This window comes from Virgifigura deserti (genome assembly GCA_003576685.1).
Taxonomy (GTDB): Bacteria; Pseudomonadota; Alphaproteobacteria; order Dongiales; family Dongiaceae; genus Virgifigura; species Virgifigura deserti.
Window position 1 is genome coordinate 97,950 of record QOZR01000004.1, and the last position, 17,438, is coordinate 115,387.

Sequence of the window (17,438 nt, forward strand, 5' to 3'; positions counted from 1 at the left end):
ATGCGACTACGTGACGATTACCGCACGCTGAGCGGCGCCGAGAAGGCGGCATTGATGCTGCTGTCGGTCGGCGAGGACAACGCCGCGAAGCTCTTCGCCCTGATGGATGACGAGGAGATCCGCGAGATCTCGCAGACGATGGCGAACCTCGGCACGGTGAGCTCGTCGCTGGTCGAGCGGCTGTTCATCGAGTTCGCCGACCAGATCTCGTCGACGGGCTCCCTGGTCGGCACTTATGAGAGCACCGAGCGGCTTCTCATGAAGGTGATGGACAAGAGCCGCGTCGACGCGATCATGGAGGAGATCCGCGGACCGGCCGGGCGAACCATGTGGGACAAGCTCGGCAACGTCAACGAGCAGGTCCTCGCGAACTATTTGAAGAACGAATATCCGCAGACCGTCGCCGTCGTTCTGTCGAAGATCAAGTCGGAGCACGCCGCGCGGGTGTTGAGCTTGCTGCCGGAGGCCTTCGCCATGGAAGTCATCATGCGCATGCTGCGCATGGAGGCGGTGCAGAAGGACATTCTCGACGACGTCGAACGGACGCTGCGCAGCGAGTTCATGACCAACCTCGCCCGGACCAGCCGCCGCGACGCGCACGAGATGATGGCGGACATCTTCAACAATCTCGACCGCAGCACCGAAAGCCGGTTCATCACCGCGCTGGAGGAGCGCAACCGCGACGGCGCGGAGCGGATCAAGGCCCTGATGTTCACCTTCGAGGATCTGGGAAAGCTCGACCCGGGCGCGATCCAGACCCTGCTGCGGGTGATCGACAAGGGCAAGCTGCCGCTGGCGCTCAAAGGCGCCTCCGACGATCTCCGCGATCTGTTCTTCTCCAACCTGTCCGAGCGCGCCGGAAAGATGCTGCGCGAGGACATCGCGGCGATGGGGCCGGTTCGGCTGCGCGACGTCGACGAGGCTCAGATGGCGATGGTGGCGCTGGCCAAGGATCTGGCGGCCCGTGGGGAGATCGTGATCGCCGACAAGCGTGGCGAAGACGAGCTGGTCTATTAGCAAGGCATGATGCAGGCAATGGCACCGGTGCACAAATTCCTCTTCGACACCTCCTTCGACCAGGTACGGCCGCCGGAGCCGAAGCCCGAGGCATCCTCGGCGCCGGTGGAGCCGCCGGAACCCTCCTTCACGGAATCCGACCTGGCCGCCGCCCGCGAGGAGGGGGTCGCAGCGGGCCGGGCCGCGGCAGCCGCGGAGGCGCAGGCGACGATCGAGCGCGCCACCGCTACCGCGCTGGAGGATATCGGCCGCGGGCTCGACACGCTTATCCGCGCGCAGACGGAGGCCGGCGAGTCCTTCCTCCGCACCGCTCTGGAAACCGCGGTCGCGATCACCCGAAAGCTGCACCCGGAACTGGCCCGGCGACATGGGCTGGTGGAGGTGGAGGGCGTTCTCGGCCATTGCCTCGAGACGCTGCGCGACGAGCCCCGCCTCGTCATTCGCGTGGAGGATGGCCTACTCGATCCGCTCGGTGCGCAAATCGAGACGCTGACCCGTTCGGCCGGCTTCGAGGGCCGCGTCGTTCTCCTCGCGGACGAGACGATCGCCCCCGGCGATTGCCGCGTCGAGTGGGCCGACGGCGGGGCCGAACGGAACAGCGCCGCGCTCTGGGAGGACATCGAGACGGCCATTCGCCGCGCGCTCGCCGATCCGCCCGGCGCCGATGAGGGGCCGCAGGAAGTGCCGGCTGGAGGCGATACGCCGGCAGAAGATACGACGGACTCACCCGCAGAACGGCACATCGAACAGGCCTAGGAGAGCGCCATGAGTACGACAGAGAACCTCGAGTTCAATGAGCTGGAAGGCAACGCCGCCCAGGCCGACGGGGTGCCGCGCGAGGAGGTCGCCGAGACCCCTCGCCCGCCGAGCAATGCCAAGGAGCTCGAAGCCGTCTACGACATTCCGGTCCAGGTTTCGGCCGTTCTCGGCAAGGCGACGATGCAGGTGAGCCAGCTCTTGAAGCTGGGCCGCGGTGCGGTCGTCGAACTCGACCGCAAGGTCGGCGAGGCGATCGACATCTATGTGAACAACCGGTTGGTCGCGCGCGGCGAGGTGGTGGTGGTCGACGACCGTCTCGGCGTCACCATGACCGAGATCATCAAGATGGACCGGTCCTGAAACCGCAGACGCTGGAGCGCGACATGGTCAACCTCACCAGCAATCGAGCCCGGCGCTACCGTCCGCCGACCGCACCGGTCGCAGCCGGACCCGAGCCGCGCGGCTTCGACGTGGCGACACTGCTTGGACTCGCCGGCGCCGCCTGCCTGGTCGCGCTGGCGATCGGACTGGGGGGCACGCCGGGCGCCTTCGTCGATCTGCCCGCGATCCTGATCGTGCTCGGTGGCACCGCGGCGGTGACCTTGATGTCTTTCTCGCTCGAGGACGTCGCCCGCGCGCAGCCGATGATGATCAGGGCCCTCGTCACCAGAATCCAGGACCCGGCGACGGCGGCACGCGAGATGCTGCTCCTCGCCGAGACCGCCCGCCAGAACACACCGCTGGCGCTTCAGGCGGCATTGCCGAAGCTGCGGCACGACCCGTTCCAGCACCGGGCGGTGTCCCTGGTCGTCGACGGCGCCCCGGTCGAGGAGATCGAGCGGGTCATGACATACGAGATGCAGGCAACGATGGCGCGCCAGGCCAAGAGCGCCGGCGTCCTGCATCGCGCCGCCGAAATCGCCCCGGCGATGGGCCTGATCGGGACGCTGGTCGGCTTGGTTCAGATGCTCGGCGGCCTGGATGATCCGGCGACGATCGGGCCCAGCATGTCGGTCGCGCTGCTGACCACGCTCTACGGTGCGCTCCTCGCCAACATGGTCTTCGCCCCGCTCGCCTCGAAGCTGGAGCGGATTGCCGAGGTGGAGGCGCTGATCAACCAGATCTACGTGCTCGGCGCGCTGTCGATCGGGCGGCAGGAGAATCCGCGCCGCCTTCAGATGCTGCTGAACACCGTTCTGCCGCCGGAAAATCGCATAAGGCATTTCGACTAGTCGGGTTGTCGGCGGTCGATCGTCACCAGGAGAAGTATCATGCGACTGCTCATCGTGGGCTCCCTCAACGGGCATATCGTCACCGCCGGAAAGATCGCGCTGGCGCGCGGAGCCAAGATCGCCCACGTCGACGACATCGACGCCGCCCTCGCCGCGCTGCGCGCAGGCCAGGGCGCCGATCTTCTGATGTTCGACATCAACCTCGACATCGAGCGCATGATCCGGAGCCTGCGGTCGGAGCGGATCAATCTGCCGGTCGTCGCCTGCGGCATCGGCAGCAACGCAGAAATCGCCGTACGCGCGATCAAGGCGGGCGCCAAGGAATACATCCCGCTGCCGCCCGACGCGGAGCTGATCGCCGCCGTGCTCGCCGCCGTGGCCGAGGAAAGCTCGGCCATGATCTACCGCGATCCGGTGGTCAAGGAGCTGCTGACCCTGGCCGACCAGGTCGCCCCTTCCTCCGCCAGCGTACTGATCACCGGCGAGTCGGGCACCGGCAAGGAGGTGATGGCCCGCTATCTGCACAGCCACAGCAAGCGGGCGCAGAAGAGCTTCATCTCGGTGAACTGCGCGGCGATTCCGGAGAACCTTCTGGAATCGGAGCTGTTCGGCCATGAAAAGGGCGCCTTCACCGGCGCCGTCGCGCGGCGCATCGGCAAGTTCGAGGAAGCGAGCGGCGGCACGCTGCTGCTCGACGAGATCAGCGAGATGCATCCGCGCCTGCAGGCGAAGCTGCTTCGCGCGGTCCAGGAACGCGAGATCGACCGCGTCGGTGGCACCCAGCCGGTCAAGGTGGACTTCCGCTTGATCGCCACCTCGAATCGGGACCTCGAGGAGGAGGTTCGTCGCGGCAATTTCCGCGAGGACCTCTATTTCCGTCTCAATGTGGTGAGCCTGCATCTGCCGCCGCTGCGCGCGCGACCCCAAGACATTCCCGCCCTGGCGGAGCATTTCGTGGCGAAGTATGCCGATGCGAATGGCGTGCCGACGCCGCGCCTGTCCGACGAGGCGCTGAGGGTGCTGCGGGCGCACCACTGGCGGGGCAATGTCCGCGAGCTCGAGAACACGATGCATCGCGCCGTCCTGCTGCAGCGCGGCTCGGAGATCGGCCCGGAGGCGATCCAACTCATCGGCGGGCGCGGTTTTCAGGCGGACGCCGCGGAGGAGGCGCGGCGCCTGCCGCCGACCGTCGACGCGGACGAATCACCGGACGGCGACCCGTCGGACGGCGCGGGGAGCACGGTGCACCTCGTCGGCCGGACCGTGGCCGAGGTCGAGCGGGAGCTAATCATCGACACGCTGAATCACTGCCTCGGCAACCGCACCCACGCGGCCAACATCCTCGGCATCTCCATCCGGACGCTGCGGAACAAGCTGAAGCAATATAACGAGGAAGGCCTCGCCGTTCCCGCCAGGGCGATGGCCGATCATCAGCCGACGCTGTGAGCAAGACCACGGGGCGGTTCGAGATGATGATGGCTAAAATTTCCCCCTTCCCTTGCGGGCTTCACCCGCCGCTCTTTGAGTCTGCCGGCGAAGCCGGCGGGAGGGGGTATCTGACGGGGAGCGCGCGTAGCGATGGCTGAAGCCGCGCCGGACGCGCAGGCTCCGGCTAGTCTGGGAACGGCGGCCATGTTCGGCCGCCTGCAGGAGGTGCTGCGCCGCGGCGAGATCGCGCTGGCGCTTGGCGTCATCAGCATTCTGATCGTGCTGATCCTGCCGATGCCGCCTTGGCTGCTCGACGTCTGCCTCGCGCTCTCGATCACCCTGTCGGTCCTGGTCCTGATGACCGTTCTGTTCATCGAGCGGCCGCTGGACTTCAGCACCTTCCCGACTGTTCTGCTGATCGCGACGATGCTGCGCCTCGCGCTCAATCTCGCCTCGACACGCCTCATCCTCGCCAACGGGCATGAGGGCACCGCCGCCGCCGGCCACGTCATCGAAGCGTTCGGCAATTTCGTGATGGACGGCAATTTCGTCATCGGCATCATCGTTTTCGGCATCCTGGTCCTGGTGAACTTCGTCGTCATCACCAAGGGGTCGGGGCGCATCGCCGAGGTTTCGGCCCGCTTCAGCCTCGACGCGATGCCCGGCAAGCAGATGGCGATCGACGCCGACCTCTCCGCCGGCCTGATCGAGGAGGGCGACGCGCGGGCGAGGCGCAAGGCGCTGGAGGATGAAAGCACCTTCTTCGGCGCCATGGACGGCGCCGCGAAGTTCGTGCGCGGCGACGCGATCGCCGGCCTGATCATCACCTTCATCAACGTGATCGGCGGCATTATCATCGGCGTCGCGCAGCAGGACATGTCGTTCGGCGACGCTTCGCAGGCCTATACGCTGCTGACGGTCGGCGATGGCCTGGTCTCGCAGATTCCTGCGCTCATCATCTCGACGGGCGCCGGAATCCTGGTCTCCAAGGCCGGCGTCACCGGATCGGCGGACAAGGCGCTGTTCGCCCAGCTCGGCGGCTATCCGAGCGCGCTCGGCCTCTCGTCCTTCCTGATGATCGCGCTCGCGCTGCTGCCGGGAATTCCGATGGTGCCGTTCCTCGCGCTCGGCGGCATGACCGGCGCGGCGGCCTGGATGCTGAGCAAGCGGCAGGTCCAGGCGGACAACGCGGCCGCCGCGGTCAAGGCCGACGAAGCCGCCAAGGCGCCGGTGCTCGAGGAGCCGATCTCGACGGCGCTGCAGATCGACAATATCCGCCTCGAGCTGGGATATGGCCTGCTGCCGCTGATCAACAACGAGCGCGGCCAGCGCGTCACCGACCAGATCAAGTCGCTGCGCCGGCAGCTTGCCGCGGAGCTCGGCTTCGTCCTGCCGTCCGTGCGCATCCAGGACAATCTGCAGCTGCCGGCCAATACCTACGTCGTGCGCGTCAAGGAGATCGAGGCCGGACGCGGCGATCTGCGGCCGAACATGATCCTGGTCATGGACCCGCGCGGCGAGAAGATCGGCCTTCCGGGCGAAGAGACGACCGAGCCGACCTTCGGGCTGCCGGCCATGTGGGTCGACCAGAGCGCGCGCGAGGAGGCGCTTTTCCGCGGCTATACGGTGGTCGATCCGCCCACCATCATCACCACGCACCTGACCGAGCTGGTCAAGGACCATATGGCGGAGCTGCTGTCCCATGCGGAGACGCAGAAGCTGCTCGACGACCTGCCGAAGGATCATCAGAAGCTTATCGCCGACATGGTTCCGGCGCAGATCTCGGTCGGCGGAATCCAGCGCGTGCTGCAGAGCCTGCTGGGCGAGCGCGTCTCGATCCGCGATCTGCCGGGCATCCTCGAAGGCATCTCGGAAGCCTGCGGCTATACCCGCAACATCACCTCGATCACCGAGCATGTGCGTGCCCGCCTCGCCCGGCAGATCAGCGACTCCGTCGCCGATTCGGCCGGCGTCGTTCCGCTGATCACCCTGTCGCCCGAATGGGAACAGTCCTTCGCCGAGGCGATCCACGGCGAAGGCGAGGAGCGCCAGCTGGCGATGGCGCCCAGCCGCCTGCAGCAGTTCATTACCAGCGTGCGGCAGACCTTCGAGCGCTACGCGATGATGGGCGAGACGCCGGTCCTGCTGACCAGCCCCGCGATCCGCCCGTTCGTCCGCTCGATCGTCGAGCGGTTCCGTCCGACGACGGTGGTGATGTCGCAGAACGAGATCCACGCGCGGGCGCGGATCAAGACGCTGGGACAGATCTGAGGGGCCTGCCATGCGTCTCCGCTCCTTCTCCGCCGCCACCGTCGCCGACGCCATGCAGCTCGTCCGCGACGCGCTGGGCCCCGAGGCGATCATCCTGTCGACGCAGCGGACCGGCCGCGACGGCGTCACCGTCATGGCCGGCGTCGAGTCGGCGAACGGGACCGGCGCGCCGCTTGCCGATGGCGCGGAATCGGCGATCGACACGATCGATGCGGTCGGCGCGGCGCTCGAATTTCACGGCCTGCCGCCCACGATAGCCGATCAGCTTCTGGCCGCCGCCGCCGATCTCCTGGTCGACGACCCGGTCATGGCGCTCGCCGGGGCGCTGGACGCGCGCTTCTCCTTCATGCCCGTCGTCGAGGCGCGCACGGCCCGGCCGATCATGCTGGTCGGGCCGCCGGGCGCCGGGAAAACGGTGACCATCGCGAAGCTGGCGACGCGCGCGCGGCTGTCGGACCGCCCGGTCACGGCCGTGACCTGCGACACCCTGCGTGCCGGCGCGGTGGAGCAGCTGGCGACCTATGCGCGCCTGTTGAAGATTCCGGCCTATCGGGCCAAGGATCCGACGGTGCTCGAACGGGCTATCGCGAACGCGCCGAAGGACGGGCTGCTGCTGGTGGATACGATCGGAACGAACCCCTTCGACAAGCGCGAGATGGATGCGCTCGGCGAGTTCATCGAGGTCGCGAAACCCGACCTGCTGCTCGTCCTCCCCGCCGGGAGCGACGTCGCGGAAGCGCGGGACTATGCCGCAGCATACCGCGCGCTCGGCGCGACCCGGCTGATCGCCACCCGGGTCGACGCGGCCCGGCGACTTGGCGGTGTCGTTGCCGCGGCGGAGGCCGGTAAGCTTCATTTCGCCGAGATCGGCATGTCACCACAGATCGCGGACGGGCTGCAGCCGGTCAATCCGGTCTCCCTCGCCCGGCTGATCCTGCAGTCCGCAGGCAGCGCCGACGCAGGCGCGGCCGCCGGAGCCCATGGGGCAACGAGGAGTCATCGATGACGGAGAGACGATCGCCGACCACCGCCACGGCGAGCCGCGCCATCGCCCCGAATGCCATCGCAGTCGCGTCCGGAAAAGGCGGCGTCGGCAAGACCTGGCTGTCGATCACGCTCGCCCACGCACTGGCCAAGAACGGACGGCGTGTGCTGCTGTTCGACGGCGATCTCGGCCTCGCCAATGTCGATATTCAGCTCGGCCTGACGCCGGCGGTCGACCTTGGCGCGGTGCTCGAGCAGAACCTGCCCGTAGAGAGAGCAGTGACCCGCCACGAGACCGGCGGCTTCGACGTGATCGCCGGCCGATCGGGATCGGCCAGCCTGGTCTCGCTGACGGGCGGTCGGCTGAAGACGCTGGCCGACGACCTGTTCGCGCTCGCGGCGCGCTATGATCACCTGATCCTGGATCTCGGCGCCGGCGTCGAGCGGACGGTCCGGCATCTCGCCTCGCGCTGCGGCCTTTGCCTGGTCGTCACCACCGACGAGCCGACCGCGCTCACGGACGCCTACGCCTTCATCAAGCTTTCGGCATCGCAGGACGGGCCAACCAACGTCCGGCTCGTGGTCAATCTCGCCAACTCCGCCACGGAGGGCGAGCGCACCTACGGAACCCTGCTCAAGGCCTGCCAGTCCTTCCTGAAGATCGCGCCGCCGCTGGCCGGCATCGTCCGGCGCGACAGCCGCGTGAAGGACAGCATCCGGGCGCAGACGCCGATCCTGACGCGTTATCCCGGCGCCGCGGCGGCGGACGATGTCGCCGCGATCGCGCGGCGTCTCCTCGAAGCGCCATGAACAGCGGATGAGCGGCGTCTCGCTGCCGCCGGGCACTCCGACGCCGACGCAGGTGCCAGGCGCGCAGGGTATTGCGCCGGGCATTGCAACGGGCACGCTCGTCGATCCGTCCGCCGCGCTCCTCCGCTTGGCGACCGGCACGATCCTCGCCGGCACCGTCATCGGCCGCGATGAGGCCGGCCGGGTCGCGATCAAGACGGACCTCGGGATCCTGTCGCTGGCGATCAACGCGCATCTGCCTCCCGACAGCAAGGTGTCGCTCGAGATCCGCCTTGCGGGAAGCCGCTTGCACGCCATCCTGCTCGCCGTCGAGATCCAGCCGGAAGCGGCGAAGGCCGTTACAGGCAACGCGCCCCCGATTCGTGGTGCGCCCACGCCCCCCGTCGAAGCGACATCCGCGATCGCCGGCGGCCGTATCGTGACGGCGATCGTCATCCAGCCAGCGACCCTGCCGCAGCCGCAGATGCCAAGCCCGCCTCCGAGCAACGCCCCTGTCCCGCAACCGGCGATCCCGCCGCAGGGAACGCCGCTCATCGCCCCCCCTCCGGGAGCCGCGGGAGGGGCCCCGCCCTTTACGGTCGGCGCTGAAATCAAGTTGCGGATCGTCGAGATCGTCCCGCCGACGGCCGGTCCGAAACCGCCGCTCCTGCCCGGCCAAGTTCCCATCGCACCGGAAACAAGCCCCCCGGTGCCGATCATCGCCGGAACGGTCAAGGCGGTCACGCCGGCCGGCAATCCCGTGGTGCAGACGGCGCAAGGAGCGCTCGTGCTCGGGATCAAGACGCCGGCGCCGATCGGCAGCCGGATCATGATGGAGGTCATCGCCGGGCCACCACCGCCGGCCGGCACCGCCATCCTTTCCGTCGATGCCCTTCGCGCACTCGCCTTGTCGCAGGATTGGTCCGCGCTCGCCGAAACCGCTGCGCTGCTGACCCGGCATGAGCCCGGCCAGGCGGCTCCGTCACCGCTGTCTCTGCCGCAGGTCGGGCCGCGACTGGCCGCGGGGCTGCTGAACTTCCTCGCCGCCTTCGGCAGCGGCGACTTCGCGGCCTGGTTCGGCGCCGGGGCCCAGGAACGGCTGGAGCGCGCCGGCCATGGCGACCTCGTCGGCCGCGCACGGCAGGAGCTGGGCCAGATCGCGCAGCTCGCAACGGACCGGGCGGGCGACGAATGGCGGCTCCTGCTGCTGCCGCTGATGGACGAGGCCGGCCTGCAGAAGGTCAAGCTCTATTTGCGCCACCGCTCGCGCGGCGGGGATTCGGCGGACCGCGAAGAAGCCGGCACGCGCTTCATCCTCGAAGTCGATCTGACCCGCCTCGGCGCGCTTCAGCTCGACGGGCTGATGCAGGCGCGCCGGTTCGACCTGATGCTGCGGAGCCGGAGACCGCTGACGGCGCAGATGCGGCGCGACATCACCGACATATTCGACCAGGCACGCGCCATCGGCGGCTTCGCCGGCACGATGGCATTCGCGACCACGCCGGCCTTTCCGGTGGTCCCGCTCGACCGCGGGCGGCGCGACGGGGGCGTGCTGGTCTGACATCACCCGGGTCGTGGGACAAGCCGGAAGTGTTTCAGTACCGACGCACTGGGGTCGTCCCTCTCCCGACAGATTGCCGACATTCCCAAAGCGTACCCAATGTGGACGCTCTGGTAGCGGCTAGATTCCCCCGAAACCCGTCAGAGCCGGATGCGATCAGCCTTGATGTACTCCACCATCTGGTCGATCACCGTGCCCCAGCCGTCGTAGAATCCCATTTCCTCATGTTTCTTCCGCGCGGCATCGTCACCGTGTATGGCGATGGCCGTATATCGCGTGCCGGACCCCTTCTTGGCGAGATCCAGCACGGCGGTGAAGAAGGGGTTCGCCGACGGCCGATATCCGGCCTGGAGGGTGTCCGTGAAGATCAATCGCTCGTTCGGTGTCACTTCAAGATAACAGCCGGTATTGGGGAATTCCTGACCATCCGGCGAGCGCATGATGGTGTTGAACTTGCCGCCGGGGCGCAGGTCCAGTTCGCAGGAGGCGATTGTCCAAGGCTTCGGCACGAACCATTCGCGTAGATGCTCGGGTGTCGTCCACGCTTTCCAGACGAGTTCGACTGGAACGTCGATGTCGCGCTCGAGCACGAGATCGAGTTTTGGATCGATCTTGATCACGGATGACGTCATTCGGAATCCTCCTGCTTCATCTTCATGAGATAACTGTCGAGTTGGTCAAGGCGGCGCTCCCAAAGTCTGCGCTGCCGCCCAAGCCAGTCCTCCGCCACCTTCAGCTGCTCGGGCGCGAGCTGGTAGGTGCGTACGCGACCGACCTTGTGCGAGCGCACCAAGCCGCTTCGTTCGAGCACTTTGAGGTGCTCGACGAAGGAAGGCAGAGCCATATCGTAGGGAGCCGCGAGCTCGCTCACCGAGGCCGGACGTGAACCAAGCCGCTCCACGACATTGCGCCGCGTCGGGTCGGACAAGGCGCGAAAGATGCCGTCCACGGTCGCTGCCGTCGGAGACTGTCGGCCCTGCCGTCTGTTGCTGCCTGTCTGCGGTGTCACTGCATTTGCCTTCGGAACCGTTCCGCGCTTCCGTCCCCGCTGGGCAGTTTTATAGCGATCCAATACTTAGGTCAATGCCTAAGCATCAGAGCTTAAGCCATGTCCGTACAGCTCAGTTCAGCAGCGCAGCGTGCAATTGAATGCCTGTCCAAAACCGGCCGGCTTACGGGCTCGGAGGTCCTGGATGTCGAGTTTCGGGGAGGTCAGCTCAGGGGCGCATCTGCGTCGTAGCCTTCTCGGGCCGGAACTTCAGGAACGGGCGAGACCCGAAATTCAAACTGAGACACAACCGTGCTCTACGCTTGAAAGCGCGGGCGCAGAGTCCTACAGGAGACACCGCCATGCCCAACGATCTTCCCGACGCGCTTCGGAGCCGGGCCGAGAGTCTCCTGGAAGGGGTTTCCCGCAAGGACCTCGCGCAGCGCTCCGCCCAGCTTTCCGATCATTATCGAGCCGGCGGCGCTTCACGGGCTGTCGTGTCGAGCAAAGCGGACGTCACGGCCTATCTGGTCTCGCGCCTGCCGGCGACATTCGCCGCCGTTGCGGCGGTTTTCGACGAAGTCCGCCGCCGCAGCGAGGCTTTCGCGCCGAGGAGCGTTCTGGACGTCGGCGCCGGGCCCGGCACAGCGAGCTGGGCCGCCGTCGAGGCATGGCCCGAGATCGAGACCCTGTCCATGATGGACAGCAATCGGGAGTTTCTAGATATCGCAGCCGAGCTGGCGTCGGGCAGCGCGCATGCCGCCCTGTCGAACAGTACCCGGATATTGGGCGACCTCACGCATCCGGACACGCAACTGCCGGCCGCCGATCTGGTGATCGTCGGTTTCGCCCTGGCGGAGCTCCCTGAACAGCAGGTGGCCGCGATCGTTTCGGCGCTTTGGAATCGCTGCGGCGGCGTTCTGGTCCTGGTGGAACCCGGGACGCCGGCGGGCTTCGCGCGAATCCGATCGGCCCGGGCGGCGCTGATCGAGGCCGGGGCGACCGTCCTCGCGCCCTGCCCGCATGCCGCGGCCTGTCCGATCGAAGCGCCGGACTGGTGCCACTTCGTTCAGCGTCTGGCCCGGTCGCGCGACCATATGATCGCCAAGTCGGCGACCGTGCCGTTCGAGGACGAGAAGTTTTCCTATGTCGCCGTCGGCCGCGACGCCCTGCCCGCCTCCGCCATAGATGCGCGCATCCTGGCGCCGCCGAAGGTCACGAAGGCCGAACTCCGCTTCAAGCTCTGCACAGCGGAGGGCATCGCCGAGAAGACGATTCCGCGCCGCGACCGACAAGCCTATGCGCGCCTGCGCAAGGCGCGATGGGGAGAGTCCCTGCCAACCAAGGGAAAGCCCGACTAAGAATCAGCGTATCATCGCGCGCTGTCGCGCCGCTTTTCATAGTCTTCGACTCGTTGCTGAAAATTGGTGATCACTCTGAGACATAGCAGACCGCCTGCAGTTTGTTCCCGTCGGGATCACGCACATAAGCGGCGTAGTAGTTTGGACCGTAGTGCGGCCGCGGCCCTGGCTCTCCCTCGTTCTTGCCTCCCAATTCGAGAGCTTGTTCATGAAAGGAATGAACCTGAGCTTTGGTGTCGGCGATGAAGGCAACGTGCGTTCCATTTCCCCATGTTGCAGGACGGCCGTCCTCGGGTGTGTGAATGTAGATTGTCGGCATCTGGCCATCGCGTTCATAGGCCAAGGGCTTTTCCGGCGGCTTGGGCAACCTGGAAAAACCTATTGCTCCCAGCACAGCGTCATAGAATTTAGTTGAACGATCCCTATCGTTCGATCCCAACGTGATGTGGCTAATAATGGACACTGAAAGCCCCCTTTTTTGTATAGCTTGGCGAACTCTACATTATTGCTGCTGACAGCGGTGTGTCAGTAGCGAATGGTTTGCTCGGCCAGGATCCGCGGCAATCCGGCCCGCTTCATCGACGCTTTTGTCGACGAACTGGATCCGGCGAAAGCCGGGTTCGAGCGCGCCATGACCGACAGGCCTATGCGCGCCTGCGCAAGGCGCGATGGGGCGAGTCTCTAGCGCCCGAGCCATAAGAGGAAGCGGCGAACATGCGCGCCATCCGTGCCGAAGATCGAGACCGTATCGCCGCCTTCCTCGTGGAGCGATGGTATGACCGCGTCGTCATGCTCGACGGGCGTGCCATCGACGCCGCATCCCTGCCCGGCTTTGTGGAGCTCGGCGACGGCGGCATTCTCGGGCTCGTCACACTTCTCGACGGTGTAAGCGAGTCCGAAATTGTGACGCTCGATGCCGTCAACGCTTTCACCGGCCTCGGAACCCGGCTGGTCGAGAAGGCCGCAGAGCGCGCGGCGGATCTCCGGCTCTCCCGGCTCGTCGTACGGACGACGAACGACAATCTCGACGCCCTCCGCTTCTATCAACGTCGCGGCTTTCGGCTTCACCGACTTGTCCCGGGTGCGATCGACGAGGAGCGTCGGACCAAGCCATCGATCCCTCTCATCGGCCGCTACGGCATTCCCGTCCGGGACGAACTCACGCTCGTGCGAGACGTCGGTTAAGCAGCCAGTCCAAGACGAGCATGACGAGGAGCGATGCCCCGACGAGCGGGAAGATCACGCCGCCGATCGCCAGAATGGCGATTACGCCGCGAAATCTGCGCCGATCCGACGGCATGGGCGGCACGCCAAGCGATCCGCTCGGCCGCCGCTTCCACCACATCACCGCCGCGGATATCGACAGCGTGACGATCCCGGCACAGACGCCGAGCATCAGAAGCTGGTTCGCGAGGCCGAACTCCTGGCCCATATGGACGTTGATGCCCCATTCCAGGCTCCTGCCGAGCGGACCGTAATCGGCATAGCTCATATCGATCAGCGGCTGGCCGGAATATTGGTCGAGATGCACGACACGCTGTTGCGAAAGGTCGTCCGGATAGACGGAGCCGGTATAGACGTCGGCCGGCGTGCTCGGGATGTTGACTGCGTAGCCGGCATGAAGACCAAGGCGATCGAACACCGCCACCGCCTGATCCAGGGTGATCGGAATCGCACCCTGGGGAACCGATTCCGGCAGTCGCGCCTGCTCGAGAGACCATGGAGTCGGCGACGCGTGATGCAGATGCTCGTCCGACATCGGAACCGCGACGCGCACGCCGGCGGGATAGCCGAAATTGTTGCCGTTCGCCCATTCGTTCACCTTGGCGCCCCAGACGATCGACCAGGGCATGCCGGTGACGGCGAGAAAGGTAATGAAGAAACCGACGAAGAGTCCGGTAACAGCGTGGAGGTCGCGCCAGAACATGCGCCGCTTGGGCGTCCCCCGCACGGTCACGACGCCCCCGGTCCGCTTGCGCGGCCACCAGAGATAGATGCCGGTTCCGACGAGCAGGATCGCCCAGCCCCCGGCAATCTCGATCGCACCGTTCGCGATGGGGCCGAAATAGTCGAGACCGTGAATCCGGCGCACGATCCACATGACCGTGCCCTTGTCGGAAAGTTCGCCGAGGACCTGCCCGTCATACGGGTTCACGAAGACAGAGATTTTCTGGCCGGCATCGGCCTTGATACCGACTTCCGCCGAGGCGGCGGGAGAGGCCGGCGGCAGATATTTGAGGGCCGTTCCGGGATAGGCCGCGAGGGCGGCATCAACGATCGCCGCCGGCGGCAGCTGCTGAACGGCCTGTGCCTCGACCCGTTTCAGGTCGGCGTGAACAAGGGCGTCGATCTCGTCGCGAAAGAGATAAAGCGCCCCAGTAGCGGCCAGAACGACAAGGAAGGGCAGAACGAAAAGGCCCGCGTAGAAGTGCCAGCGCCAGACGGCACGATAGAGATCGGAAGATTCGACCGGGCGCGCCATGTTGCGCGTCGGCTCGAGGGTAGCGTCGGACATAGCAGCTCTCCGTATGCGCGTAGGTGCAACCGCTCGCGCCAGGACGCGGGACGGTGTTTGCAAGTTCAGGCGTCAGACGGAAAGAGCAGGCGGTGCGCGCGCTTCGGAGATCAGGCCGCTGTTGCGAGAATCGGCAAGACGATGATGCTCAAACGGCGGAACAGCCGCCGCCGCCCGCATGAAAGCCGACCCGGTCAGCCCATCGACCGGCAGCAGTGCGGCGACGGAGCCCCCGAACTGGCAGAACAGGATGCACGGGCAATCATGCTGCCGATCCGGCCCCGATGGACCATCGGATCGCGTATGACCGGCGCTTGCCGTTCCGGACGGCGAGCAGATGACGGATGCGGGGTCGAGCCCGGCCCCGATCGTCATGCCGCAGGCCAGGCTTCCAACGACGGCCTGAAGCAGCAGCATCAAGGCTGTCGAGGCGGCGATGATGCCGCCCGACAATCGATCCGCCAGGATGAGCCGCATGGTCTTCATGCCTTGCTCATCCCACAACTCGGAGCGTTTGTCACTGCGACAGGATATGCCGGCGCAGGCAGGGAAGGCTTTCTGGGCGTGGCGAAACGCGCAGGACCAGCCTATCGGTTCAAATCCAGACGTCGTTTCGTGCCGTTCGCTCCCCGCCCGCATGGCCGGTGTTCAGAACACCGCGCGGCTCGATCAGCAGCAGCTTGACCTCCTTTTCGGCAAACGGCTTGTGCTCGACGCCTTTGGGAACGACGAACATTTCGCCTGCCTTCAGCAGGACGGCGCCGTCCCGGAAATCGATGCGCAGCTCACCGTCGAGGACGATGAATGCTTCATCGGTTTCCGGATGATCATGCCAGACGAAGTCGCCTTCGATCCGGACGATCTTGAACTGGTAATCGTTCAACTCGGCAACGACTTTCGGAAGCCATTTTTCCGAAAACAGCTCGAACTTCTCGGCAAGGTTGATGGCGCTGTATGGCTTTGCCGTGTCTGCTTGCAAGGTCGACCTCGTGCGGCTGCAACGGACGGCATCATCGCCCGATCAGCGACCCCGGTCTTGAACGATCATGCGGGCCCTCCTGATCGCAGGTCGATTGCGACCGTGTGATATGTCAGATATATGCTAGCCTGGAAGTAGCCAGAGCAGAGGGAGGGCGTCGGCGATGACGTGGAAGGCCAGCGCGGCTTTTGGAGCGGATCACGGTCTTCCGATCGTCGCGGAGGTCGATGTCGCCGTGGTCGGCGGCGGCGCGGCCGGCGTCGCCGCGGCCGAGACGGCGGCGCGGCAAGGCCTGTCCGTGCTGCTGGTCGAGCGCTATGGCTTCTGCGGCGGAAACGCGGTCGCCGGCCTTTCGGGAACGATCTGCGGGCTCTACGCCGCCAGCGACCGGAACCGGAACCAGCCCGAGCAGCTCGTCTTCGGCTTCGCCGACCGGTTCCTTCAGGCGATGCGCTCCTGCGACGGCGTCACGGCGCCGGTGCGCTACGGCAAGACCTGGACCGTAACACATGATCCGCTGCGCTGGCGCGAAACCGCCGATGCGTTTCTCGAGGAACCAGGCGTCCGGGTTCTCTATCACTGCCTTGTCGTTGGCACGGTCATCGAAGGCGAAGACGTTCTCGGGATCGTCGTCGAATCGAAGGCCGGGCGCGGCGCGGTCAGCGCAAGGATCGTCATCGACGCCAGCGGCGATGCCGACGTGATCCATCGGGCGGGGCTGGACTTCACGATCGGCCAGGACGGGACCGTTCAGAACCCGACGATGATCTTCCGCCTTGGCAATGTCGATGTCGACCGGTTCCTCGGATACTGGGGTCCCGACACCATCTGCTCCCCGGAAGTGACGGAGATGCTGATCGCCGCGCATGCAGCCGGCGAGTACCACTTGCCGCGCGCCAAGATCTGGATCTTCACGACACCGCGGAAAGGCGAGCTCCTCGTCAACGCGACGCGGCTCGTCGGCCGCGACGGGCGGGACCTCTATCCCGGTTCGCCGGAAGACCTCACGGAGGCGGAGTTCGTCGGCCGGCGGCAGGTTCGCGATTATGCGCGGTTCCTGCGCGACCATATCCCCGGCTGCGAGGAGAGCTTTGTCAATGACACCGGCGTGCAGGCCGGCATACGCCAGAGCCGCTCCGTCGCCGGCGCCGAAACTTTGACGAACGAGGATGTCCTCGCACACCGCAAGCGTCCCGACGGCGTCGTCCGCTCACCCTGGCCGATCGAACTGCATGTCGGCGACAAGCCGAAGCTCGAATGGCTGATCGAGGACTATTACGAAGTGCCCTACGCGGCCCTTCTGCCGCGCCGCGGCGAAAACCTGATCGTCGCCGGCCGCTGCCTCAGCGCCGAGCATGAGGCCCTCGCCTCCGCCCGCGTGACCGCCCAGTGCTTCGGCTACGGCCATGCGGCGGGGCTGGCGGCGGCTGCGGCGCTTCGCTCGAAGCGCCGCCTGAGGGATGTTCCGGGGGCGGAGATCCGCGATCTGCTGAACGCCGACGGCGCTAGGCTGGATTAAGGAGTGCCTGAATGTGCGATAGTCTGCGACAAGCG

Annotated in this window: 18 protein-coding genes; 12 read left to right on the forward strand and 6 right to left on the reverse strand. The window is 66.3% G+C overall.

The genetic code is table 11. The features are described from left to right. The 9 genes from fliG (at position 1) to DT069_RS08260 (ending at position 10,041) form a co-directional block, all read left to right on the forward strand. Positions 1 to 1,017, forward strand: a complete 1,017-nt coding sequence (gene fliG / locus DT069_RS08220) for a flagellar motor switch protein FliG (RefSeq protein WP_119459823.1) — start codon at positions 1 to 3, stop codon at positions 1,015 to 1,017. A gap of 18 nt (positions 1,018 to 1,035) precedes the next feature. After that, positions 1,036 to 1,773 carry a FliH/SctL family protein gene (locus tag DT069_RS08225; RefSeq protein WP_162913057.1) on the forward strand — a complete coding sequence of 246 codons (738 nt, stop codon included), beginning with the start codon at positions 1,036 to 1,038 and terminating at the stop codon, positions 1,771 to 1,773. A gap of 9 nt (positions 1,774 to 1,782) precedes the next feature. Continuing rightward, the gene (gene fliN / locus DT069_RS08230) at positions 1,783 to 2,136 is read left to right on the forward strand and encodes a flagellar motor switch protein FliN (RefSeq protein ID WP_119459825.1); all 354 of its coding nucleotides are present in this window, start codon (positions 1,783 to 1,785) and stop codon (positions 2,134 to 2,136) included. A 23-nt stretch (positions 2,137 to 2,159) separates the two neighbouring features. After that, positions 2,160 to 3,008: a motility protein A gene (locus DT069_RS08235; RefSeq protein WP_119459826.1), complete on the forward strand. Its 849-nt coding sequence runs from the start codon at positions 2,160 to 2,162 to the stop codon at positions 3,006 to 3,008. Positions 3,009 to 3,047: 39 nt separating this feature from the next. After that, complete coding sequence (flbD, locus tag DT069_RS08240) at positions 3,048 to 4,454, forward strand: sigma-54-dependent transcriptional regulator FlbD (RefSeq protein ID WP_119459827.1); 1,407 nt, start codon at positions 3,048 to 3,050, stop codon at positions 4,452 to 4,454. Between the two features lie 132 nt (positions 4,455 to 4,586). After that, on the forward strand, positions 4,587 to 6,707 hold the full coding sequence (gene flhA, locus DT069_RS08245; RefSeq protein ID WP_119459828.1) for a flagellar biosynthesis protein FlhA: 2,121 nt from the start codon (positions 4,587 to 4,589) through the stop codon (positions 6,705 to 6,707). A 10-nt stretch (positions 6,708 to 6,717) separates the two neighbouring features. Continuing rightward, complete coding sequence (locus tag DT069_RS08250) at positions 6,718 to 7,713, forward strand: flagellar biosynthesis protein FlhF (protein WP_119459829.1); 996 nt, start codon at positions 6,718 to 6,720, stop codon at positions 7,711 to 7,713. After that, positions 7,710 to 8,501, forward strand: a complete 792-nt coding sequence (locus DT069_RS08255; RefSeq protein ID WP_119459830.1) for a MinD/ParA family protein — start codon at positions 7,710 to 7,712, stop codon at positions 8,499 to 8,501. Before DT069_RS08250 ends, DT069_RS08255 begins: the two co-directional genes overlap by 4 nt. After that, positions 8,461 to 10,041 (forward strand): hypothetical protein, encoded by a 1,581-nt coding sequence (locus DT069_RS08260; RefSeq protein WP_119459831.1) that lies wholly within the window; start codon positions 8,461 to 8,463, stop codon positions 10,039 to 10,041. Before DT069_RS08255 ends, DT069_RS08260 begins: the two co-directional genes overlap by 41 nt. A 140-nt stretch (positions 10,042 to 10,181) precedes the next feature. Here DT069_RS08260 and DT069_RS08265 read toward each other — a convergent pair whose 3' ends face one another. Next, the gene (locus DT069_RS08265) at positions 10,182 to 10,661 is read right to left on the reverse strand and encodes an SRPBCC family protein (protein WP_425450099.1); all 480 of its coding nucleotides are present in this window, start codon (positions 10,659 to 10,661) and stop codon (positions 10,182 to 10,184) included. Positions 10,662 to 10,669: 8 nt separating this feature from the next. Continuing rightward, positions 10,670 to 11,050: an ArsR/SmtB family transcription factor gene (locus DT069_RS08270; RefSeq protein ID WP_119459833.1), complete on the reverse strand. Its 381-nt coding sequence runs from the start codon at positions 11,048 to 11,050 to the stop codon at positions 10,670 to 10,672. A 341-nt stretch (positions 11,051 to 11,391) separates the two neighbouring features. Here DT069_RS08270 and DT069_RS08275 point away from each other — a divergent pair, with 341 nt between their 5' ends. Continuing rightward, complete coding sequence (locus DT069_RS08275; protein WP_119459834.1) at positions 11,392 to 12,390, forward strand: small ribosomal subunit Rsm22 family protein; 999 nt, start codon at positions 11,392 to 11,394, stop codon at positions 12,388 to 12,390. A gap of 70 nt (positions 12,391 to 12,460) precedes the next feature. Here DT069_RS08275 and DT069_RS08280 read toward each other — a convergent pair whose 3' ends face one another. Beyond that, the gene (locus DT069_RS08280; protein WP_119459835.1) at positions 12,461 to 12,853 is read right to left on the reverse strand and encodes a VOC family protein; all 393 of its coding nucleotides are present in this window, start codon (positions 12,851 to 12,853) and stop codon (positions 12,461 to 12,463) included. Positions 12,854 to 13,104: 251 nt separating this feature from the next. Between DT069_RS08280 and DT069_RS08285 the strand changes: the two genes are divergently transcribed. Then, positions 13,105 to 13,575: a GNAT family N-acetyltransferase gene (locus DT069_RS08285; protein WP_119459836.1), complete on the forward strand. Its 471-nt coding sequence runs from the start codon at positions 13,105 to 13,107 to the stop codon at positions 13,573 to 13,575. Here the strand turns inward: DT069_RS08285 and DT069_RS08290 are convergent. The 3 genes from DT069_RS08290 to DT069_RS08300 form a co-directional block, all read right to left on the reverse strand. After that, positions 13,550 to 14,905, reverse strand: a complete 1,356-nt coding sequence (locus DT069_RS08290; protein ID WP_119459837.1) for a PepSY-associated TM helix domain-containing protein — start codon at positions 14,903 to 14,905, stop codon at positions 13,550 to 13,552. The two genes, DT069_RS08285 and DT069_RS08290, sit on opposite strands and share 26 nt — an antisense overlap. 72 nt (positions 14,906 to 14,977) lie before the next feature. Next, on the reverse strand, positions 14,978 to 15,391 hold the full coding sequence (locus tag DT069_RS08295; protein WP_119459838.1) for a DUF2946 family protein: 414 nt from the start codon (positions 15,389 to 15,391) through the stop codon (positions 14,978 to 14,980). Positions 15,392 to 15,500: 109 nt separating this feature from the next. Beyond that, complete coding sequence (locus tag DT069_RS08300; RefSeq protein WP_119459839.1) at positions 15,501 to 15,884, reverse strand: cupin domain-containing protein; 384 nt, start codon at positions 15,882 to 15,884, stop codon at positions 15,501 to 15,503. 163 nt (positions 15,885 to 16,047) lie between these two features. Here DT069_RS08300 and DT069_RS08305 point away from each other — a divergent pair, with 163 nt between their 5' ends. Next, positions 16,048 to 17,403, forward strand: coding sequence for an FAD-dependent oxidoreductase (locus DT069_RS08305; protein WP_119459840.1), 1,356 nt, complete (start codon positions 16,048 to 16,050; stop codon positions 17,401 to 17,403). Positions 17,404 to 17,438: the final 35 nt, after the last annotated feature.

Excerpts from the sequence above, each read along its gene's own strand:
- fliG (WP_119459823.1), top strand. The coding sequence starts at position 1 with ATGCGACTACGTGACGATTACCGCACGCTGAGCGGCGCCGAGAAGGCG.
- DT069_RS08225 (WP_162913057.1), top strand. The coding sequence starts at position 1,036 with ATGGCACCGGTGCACAAATTCCTCTTCGACACCTCCTTCGACCAGGTA.
- fliN (WP_119459825.1), top strand. The coding sequence starts at position 1,783 with ATGAGTACGACAGAGAACCTCGAGTTCAATGAGCTGGAAGGCAACGCC.
- DT069_RS08235 (WP_119459826.1), top strand. The coding sequence starts at position 2,160 with ATGGTCAACCTCACCAGCAATCGAGCCCGGCGCTACCGTCCGCCGACC.
- flbD (WP_119459827.1), top strand. The coding sequence starts at position 3,048 with ATGCGACTGCTCATCGTGGGCTCCCTCAACGGGCATATCGTCACCGCC.
- flhA (WP_119459828.1), top strand. The coding sequence starts at position 4,587 with ATGGCTGAAGCCGCGCCGGACGCGCAGGCTCCGGCTAGTCTGGGAACG.
- DT069_RS08250 (WP_119459829.1), top strand. The coding sequence starts at position 6,718 with ATGCGTCTCCGCTCCTTCTCCGCCGCCACCGTCGCCGACGCCATGCAG.
- DT069_RS08255 (WP_119459830.1), top strand. The coding sequence starts at position 7,710 with ATGACGGAGAGACGATCGCCGACCACCGCCACGGCGAGCCGCGCCATC.
- DT069_RS08260 (WP_119459831.1), top strand. The coding sequence starts at position 8,461 with ATGTCGCCGCGATCGCGCGGCGTCTCCTCGAAGCGCCATGAACAGCGG.
- DT069_RS08275 (WP_119459834.1), top strand. The coding sequence starts at position 11,392 with ATGCCCAACGATCTTCCCGACGCGCTTCGGAGCCGGGCCGAGAGTCTC.
- DT069_RS08285 (WP_119459836.1), top strand. The coding sequence starts at position 13,105 with ATGCGCGCCATCCGTGCCGAAGATCGAGACCGTATCGCCGCCTTCCTC.
- DT069_RS08290 (WP_119459837.1), bottom strand. The coding sequence starts at position 14,905 with ATGTCCGACGCTACCCTCGAGCCGACGCGCAACATGGCGCGCCCGGTC.
- DT069_RS08295 (WP_119459838.1), bottom strand. The coding sequence starts at position 15,391 with ATGAAGACCATGCGGCTCATCCTGGCGGATCGATTGTCGGGCGGCATC.
- DT069_RS08305 (WP_119459840.1), top strand. The coding sequence starts at position 16,048 with ATGACGTGGAAGGCCAGCGCGGCTTTTGGAGCGGATCACGGTCTTCCG.